7 protein-coding genes are annotated in these 6,718 nt (G+C 74.9%); 1 reads left to right on the top strand and 6 read right to left on the bottom strand.

Annotated features, from left to right (window positions below; genetic code table 11):
• Nucleotides 1–277: 277 nt before the first annotated feature.
• From VM95_RS31795 to VM95_RS31770, 6 genes are all read right to left on the bottom strand, one after another.
• Nucleotides 278–925: a hypothetical protein gene (locus VM95_RS31795; RefSeq protein ID WP_045703387.1), complete on the bottom strand. Its 648-nt coding sequence runs from the start codon at nt 923–925 to the stop codon at nt 278–280.
• A gap of 234 nt (nt 926–1,159) precedes the next feature.
• Complete coding sequence (locus VM95_RS31790) at nt 1,160–1,564, bottom strand: hypothetical protein (protein ID WP_045703385.1); 405 nt, start codon at nt 1,562–1,564, stop codon at nt 1,160–1,162.
• A gap of 136 nt (nt 1,565–1,700) precedes the next feature.
• Nucleotides 1,701–2,168, bottom strand: a complete 468-nt coding sequence (locus VM95_RS31785) for a hypothetical protein (RefSeq protein WP_045703382.1) — start codon at nt 2,166–2,168, stop codon at nt 1,701–1,703.
• A gap of 41 nt (nt 2,169–2,209) precedes the next feature.
• The gene (locus VM95_RS31780) at nt 2,210–3,178 is read right to left on the bottom strand and encodes an Lrp/AsnC family transcriptional regulator (RefSeq protein WP_045703380.1); all 969 of its coding nucleotides are present in this window, start codon (nt 3,176–3,178) and stop codon (nt 2,210–2,212) included.
• Nucleotides 3,168–4,571, bottom strand: coding sequence for an MFS transporter (locus VM95_RS31775; protein WP_045703379.1), 1,404 nt, complete (start codon nt 4,569–4,571; stop codon nt 3,168–3,170). Before VM95_RS31775 ends, VM95_RS31780 begins: the two co-directional genes overlap by 11 nt.
• A 147-nt stretch (nt 4,572–4,718) precedes the next feature.
• Entirely contained in the window at nt 4,719–5,663 is a 945-nt protein-coding gene (locus tag VM95_RS31770; RefSeq protein WP_063773590.1) for a LysR family transcriptional regulator, read from the bottom strand.
• Nucleotides 5,664–5,784: 121 nt separating this feature from the next.
• Between VM95_RS31770 and VM95_RS31765 the strand changes: the two genes are divergently transcribed.
• The gene (locus tag VM95_RS31765; RefSeq protein WP_063773591.1) at nt 5,785–6,714 is read left to right on the top strand and encodes a DMT family transporter; all 930 of its coding nucleotides are present in this window, start codon (nt 5,785–5,787) and stop codon (nt 6,712–6,714) included.
• Nucleotides 6,715–6,718 lie beyond the last annotated feature (4 nt).

The following is a 6,718-nucleotide window of genomic DNA, read 5'->3' as shown; positions in this document are numbered from 1 at the left end:
CTTCCTCCTCCTGGAGTGCTGGGGCATCTGGGACCGCACCCGCCACGACTACCTCCGCGCCCCCGGCTCCACCCACCGCATCCGCCGCTTCTACACCCTTGCCGCCGCCCAGGCTCACCTGGGCGCGCTGGTCCGGCCCGGCGGATCGCTGTGACGAGAACGCGCAGGAAGTCGACGCGGCCGACTTCCTGCGCGCACGTGGTCACTGCCGCATCCCGGCTGTCACTCAACAACGTCGGACCCGTCTGATGTGCCAACGGACTCCGACCCTTTCGAATCAGCGCGACCAGTACGGGTCCTCGGTCAGCGTCACCAGTGTGGTGAGCGACCCGTCAGGGGCTCCGCTCGGACGCGTGAAGGGCGAGCTGTGGAACTCCTTGAGCAGGTCGATCCGGATGGTCGCCCGTCCGTCCGCCGAGACGTCGAGTTCGAGCGCGTCGCCGTCCTCGGTGGTGGCCTTGACGGTCGACGCCGAGCCGGCGGGGCGCGTCGTCGCGTAGCCGCGCTGCTTCCAGCGGGCCTCGACCCGGTTCGACAGCTCGACGGCCCTGGCGGGGGAGATCCGGGTCACGATCTGGCCGGTCTCGCCGATGCGGTACCTGTCCGCCTCGTCGTTGAGCCCGGTGTCGTGCTGCTTGGAATTGATCAGCCCGTAGGCCGTCCGTACCGGCGGGTCGATGCCCGCCGTGGTGTCCTCCAGCATCCGGTCGAGAGTCGCCACCCCTTCGCGCATCGGCGTGTCCGCGGGCTGCCGGACGTCCCACCAACCGTACGCGAGCCAGGCGACGAACCCCGCCACGACCAGCGCGCCCACCCCCAGCGCCCGCAGGCACCCGCGGCGCACACCGCTCTCCCCGCTCATCGGGGCGGCACCGTCACGACCGTTGGTGTCGACCTTCACGGCGTCGTCGCTCTTACCGCTCACTCGTCACATCCGGTACGTGTGGCATCGATTGATCCATCTGGATTCGATCGAACCAGCTGCCGAGTGGTGGCACATGAGTATGAATGCTCAACTCTCGTAAGGTGCCCAGGCTCACACGGGCTGGTAGAGCCGCTGCTGCGGGCCTCGGCCACGCTGGAGGTGGTGACCACCGTGCCGGTGGCGCAGGTCGCCGACCTGGTGCTGGCCCATGTGGGCCGGCTGCCGGGGGTTTGATCACGAGGTCAGCGCAGAGCGCAACTCCTCGAAGGTGTCGCCGAGTTCGGCGATCGAGATGGGGTTGATCTCCAGTTGCAGGTGGCATGCGGTGTCGTCGCCGTTCGGCGTCAGGTAGGCGAACAGTGCGTACCCGGCGCCGTCCACCAGGGTGGTGCGCAGGGTGAGCGGGTTGGTGCGGCCCGACGTCACCCGCTCGGTGAAGCGGGGCTCGAGGTCCGGGTCGCGCAGCCAGGCGAGCATCCGGCGGGCGAAGGCGGTGACCTCGTCGTCGGTGAGGCGAGCGGTGAAGTCGGCCGTGAGCGCCGAGGCCCAGTCGGCGGTGACCCGCCAGCTACCCTCGCCGACCCGGGTCAGCTCCAGCCATGAACTCCCCTGCGCGAGACGCATGCTGGGCCGTTCCATCAGGGGCGCTCCTCGGGTCGGTGGCCGTGATCGTACCCGTACTGCTTCAGTAACTGCTGCCAGCCGGCGTGCGCCTGGCGGTCGGCGTCGCGCACGCTCTGCGGATTCGGCCGCGGAGGAGCCTCTCCGCGGCCGCTTACTCGATGTTCTCCCGCTGCGGGCGGTCCAGCTCGGGCCCGTCGCCCGGGAAGGGGAGCTGCAGGTCGTGGGCCAGTTGCGGATCGGACCACACCTCGGCGGTAACGCGCCAGGAGGCGAGGTTCCGGGCGAACGGCAGCAGGAGGTCGGTGTCGGCGCCGGCGACCAGGTCGGCGAGCAGCTCCCGCACGCAGGCGGCGCGCTCGCTCTCCGGGAACCAGTGCAGCCAGGGCAACTCCTCGGCGAGCACCTCCTCGGCCAAGCCCGGCTGACGGCGGGCCAGGATCGCCAGGGAACGCGCAGCGATCCGCAGGCCCGATGCCTTCGCTTCGAACCGCTCGGCCCGCACCAGGACGAGGTTCTCGTCGTCTCGGCGTTCCAGTATCACGTCTGCGTCGTCGAGGGAGGGCAGCACCTGGGAGGGGTCGCGCAGGAAGGTGCGGTAGGGAACGGTCTGGACGGCCATGGATCCATCATGTCGGTTCGGACGGCTCCGGGGCGCCTTGCTCAGGGCCTTCGCGCGGGAGGGGGTACTGGCCCGGCGGATTTGAGGGTGCGGAGGATCGGGGCGGATTCCAGGGCGGTGATGCCCGGGAGGTCGGCGAGGCGGGTGGTGAGGTAGCGGTGGAGGTCGGCGGGGTCGGTGCAGAGGGCGATGGCGGCGAGGTTGCTGGGGCCGGTGGTGGCGGCGAGGAAGGCGAGTTCGCGGTGGGTGGCGAGCGCGCGGCCGACCCGGTCGAGGTGGGCCGGGGTGACGGTGAGCCACAGCAACGCGTGCATGGCGGCGCCGAGTTGGCGGGTGTCCAGCTCGACGTCGAGGAACACCGTGCCGTCCGCGCGGAGTTCGGCGAGTCGGCGGGCGACGGTGGCCGGGGTGCGGCCGGTGGCGGCGGCGAGTTCGCCGAGGGGGGTGCGGCCGTCGTGGTGCAGGGCGGTGAGGAGGGCGCGGTCGGCCGGTTCCAGGCGGCCGCCGGTCGCGGCGGGTGCGACGGTCTCGGGCCGCAGCGCGGCCTGCTGCGAGGCGGACAGCGCCTCGGTGCTGCCCGGCCAGGCGGACGGGCCGCCCCGGTAGGTGTGCAGCAGGCAGTGGGCGGAGACGGCGGTGACGGCGGCGGTGCGGGGGATGTCGCGCAGCAACAGCGCATGGTCGTCGGAGTCGGTCTCGACGATCGCGGTGATCTCCGTCCCGCCCGAGGCGAGCTTCACCCACGCCGTGTCGGGGCGCCGCACCAGCGCCTGCGCCAGGTTCTGGGCGGCGTGCGGGCCGGCCGTCAGCCGTAGCAGCCACTGTGTCCGCCCGGCCCGCCGCGGGTCGGCGAGCCCGACCACCCGCAGCCCGGCCTCGGCGCGCAGGCGGCCGTAGCGGCGGGCGACGGTCTGCGGGGAGACGCCCAGCACGGCGCCGATCCGGCTGAACGGGGCGCGCCCGTCGACCCGCAGGGCGTGGACGAGGGCGCGGTCGAGGTCATCGAGCATGGGTGGGTTCCTGGAGTTCCTGTTGGGCTTCCGATTCTGCCGTCATCCACCGGACGGCCGCGCCCGCCAGCAGCACCGCGCCGAGCGCGATCCAGCAGGCCGTCCGCGCACCGGCCGCGTCCGGCTCGGCGAGGTGCGCCCGGCCGAGCACCGCGACCCCCAGCGTGGCGCCCAACTGCTGGACCGCGTTCAGCAGTCCGGCCGCCGAGCCGATCTCCTCGGGCCGCAACGGTGCCAGCGCCGTGGTGAAGAACGCCGGGGTGAACAGCCCCTGGCCGAGGCCCACCACCGCGAGCGCGACCGGCAGCGCCGCCGGCCGCTCGCCCGTGGCGTACGCGCCGACGACCGCCAGCAGGCCGCCCGCCAGGACCGCGAGCCCGGCGGGCATCAGCCGCGCCCCGAACCGGGGCAGCAGCCGGGCCCCGGCCCACAGCGAGCCCGCGCCGAGGCCCGCCGACATCGGCAGCAGGGTCAGGCTACTGGCCAACGCGTCGGCGCCGGAGGACAGTTGGAGCTGCAGGACGACCACCACGGTCAGCCCGGTGGTCGCCGCGAAGGCCGCCGCCAGCGCCGTCAGCGCCGCCGGGAAGCGGACGGAGGCGAACAGGCTCGCCTCCACCAGGGTGTCCGCGCCGCGCCGGGCGCCGCGCCGCTGGTGGGCGGCGAAGCCGAGGGCGAGCAGCGCGCCCGCGGCCGTCTCGGTCAGGGCCGTCCGGTCGGTGAGGCCGCCGGTGCGCAGCAGCGGCAGCACCAGCAGGCCGGTGGCGAGCGCGGCGAGCGCGCCGCCGGTCGGGTCCAGGCCCGGGCGGTGCGGGGCGCGGTCCTCGACCAGCAGCGGGGCGAGCGCCAGGACGGCGGCCGACAGCGGCAGGTTGACCAGGAACACCGAGCGCCAGGAGGAGCCGAACAGGTCCGCGTGGGTCAGCACCCCGCCCAGCACCGGCCCGGCAACGGCCGCCAGCCCCATCACCGGGCCGATCGTGCCGAGCGCCCGGCCCGTCTCGGGGCCCCGGAACATCGCTTTGACCAGTCCGATCGTCTGCGGCACGATCACCGCCGCCGCCGCGCCCTGCACCGCCCGGAACACCAGCAGCGCGCCCAGCGCCGGGGCGCAGGCGCAGGCCAGCGAGGCCAGCGCGAAGCCGACGACGCCGGCGCGGAACAGCCGCCGCCGCCCGTACCGGTCCCCGAGCCGGCCGCCGGTCAGCAGCAGGACGGCGAACGGCAGGGTGTAGGCGGAGGTCAGCCAGGGCACGGCGGCGGCCGGCCCGCCGAGGTCGGCGCGCATCCGCGGCGCGGCGACCTGGACGACGGTGGCGTCCAGCAGGTTCATCGCCTCGGCGGTCAGCAGCGCGGCCAGCGCCCACCAGCGGCGGGGGTGCGGGGAAGGCATGGGGGACAAGGGGGGCTCCCGGGTGGGGACGGCATCGGAACGCCGCCACCCTGCGCGGCGGGGCGCCCGTGCTGCCAGCCGCCGGGCCCGGATCGTCGGAATCGTCCACGGGACGGGCCGGCAGCGGGGAAATCGTCCACCGCAGGACTACGCGGGCACGCGGGCCGTCAGGTCCGTGCCCGACGTGCCCGACGTGCCCGACGTGCCCGACGTGCCCGACGTGCCCGACGCCGCCACCGTCGCCAGCAGCCCGGCGACGGCCGGGGACCAGGGCCGGTTGGCCGGCCCGGTGAGGGTGAGCGTGCGGTGGACGGCGGGCCGGATCGGGACGAGCACGCAGTCGGCGGGCAGCATGGGCAGCGCCAGCGCGGGCGTCATCGACACCCCGACGCCCGCGTGCACCATGCCGATCAGCGTGTTGAGGTCGCGGATGCGGTGCCGGGGCGTGAAGCGGACCTTCGCGCGCCGGTAGGCCTCCTGGATGTGCACCTCGCAGCCGCCGCAGGAGAGCAGGAAGTCGTCGTCCTCCAACTCCGAGACGTGCACGGTCTCCTGGCCGGCGAGCGGGTGGTCGCGGCGCAGCAGCGCGTGCATGGAGTCGGCGCCGAGGGAGACCGCCCCGGGCGGCAGCGGCCCGGCGTCGACCAGGACGGCGGCGTCCACCGTGCCCGCGTCCAACCACACCGGCAGTTCGGCGTCCTCGCCCTCGAAGACCCGTACGGTGACCTTCGGGTGGGCGGCCTTCCAGTCCCCGAGCATCCGGGGCAGCAGCGCCTGGCAGACGGTGACCGGCGCGGCCAGCCGGACCGTCCCGGTCAGGCCGCCGCAGTGCCGGGTGGCGATGGCGCGCACGGCGGCGGCCGAGGCGACGGCGGTGCGGGCGTGCGGCAGCACCTGCTCGCCGAGCGGGGTGGGCCGGCACGGGCTGCCGCGCCGCAGGACGGGCGCGCCGAGGGAGCGTTCCAGTGCGGCGACGGCGTGCGAGACGGCGGACTGGCTGATGCCGAGCTCGTCGGCGGCCGTGCCGAAGCCTCCGGTGTCGGCCACCGCGACCAGCGCGCGCAGCTGGGCCAGGTTGACGTCCGCGCTCATGAGAGTTCCTCATCCCCCTCGCACCGCCACTTGTTGGACTCATGCTGCGCACCCGGGCCACGCTCTGTCCAGCGACAACGCGGGAGGGTCCAGCGACAACGCGGAGAGGGAGGTGGTCGGGGTGCGGAGCTGGTTGCCGGGCTTCACGGCCCTGTCGGCGATCTGGGGCGCGAGCTTCGCCCTGATCAAGGTGGCGGTCGACGCGGGCGTCCCGCCGGTGTGGGTGGCGGCCTGGCGCTGCGTGCTCGGCGCGGCCACGCTGTGGGCGATCCTGCTGGCGCGCGGCGAGCGGGCCCCGCGCGACCGGGCGCTGTGGGGGCACTCGGCGGCGGTGGCCGTGCTGCTGAACACCGTGCCGTTCACCCTGTTCTCCTTCGGCGAGACGGAGGTCTCCACCGTCCTCGCCGGGGTGATGAACGCCACCACCCCGCTGTTCACCGTGCTGTTCACGGTGCTCACCGTCCGCGAGGAGCGCCGCCCCGGCGCCCGCCGGCTGCTCGGCCTGGCGCTCGGCTTCGCGGGCGTGCTCACCGTGCTCGGCGTCTGGCACGGCCTCGGCGCGGGCGCGACCACCGGCGCGCTCGCCTGCCTGGCCGCCGCCTGCTGCTACGGCGCCGGCTTCGCCTACCTGCGCCGCTTCCTGTCCGGCCGGACGGAGTCCGTCACCGTGCTCTCCGCGCTCCAGATCGGCTGCGCCGCAGCCGAGTTGGCGCTGGTCGCACCGTTCGCGGCGGGCGCCCCGCACTGGCCGGGCGTGGGCGCGGCCGCCGCCCTGCTGGCGCTCGGCGCCTTCGGCACGGGGGTGGCCTACCTGCTCAACCTCGGCCTGGTCCGGGCGGCCGGCACCACCGTGGCCTCCGCCGTCACCTACGCCGTCCCGCTGTTCTCCACCGCGCTGGGCGCCACCGTGCTCGACGAGCCGGTCGGCTGGAACGCCCTGGCCGGCGGCGCCCTGGTGATCGCCGCCGTCGCCCTCACCCGCCCCCGCCGGGCCCCCGCGGCCGCGCCGGCGACCGCGCCCGCGCCGAAGGCCCGTCAGTCGGCGGGTTAGGCTG

This window comes from Streptomyces rubellomurinus, from assembly GCF_000961885.1.
Lineage (GTDB): Bacteria > Actinomycetota > Actinomycetes > Streptomycetales > Streptomycetaceae > Kitasatospora > Kitasatospora rubellomurina.
This window is presented reverse-complemented; position numbering and strand designations above follow the sequence as displayed.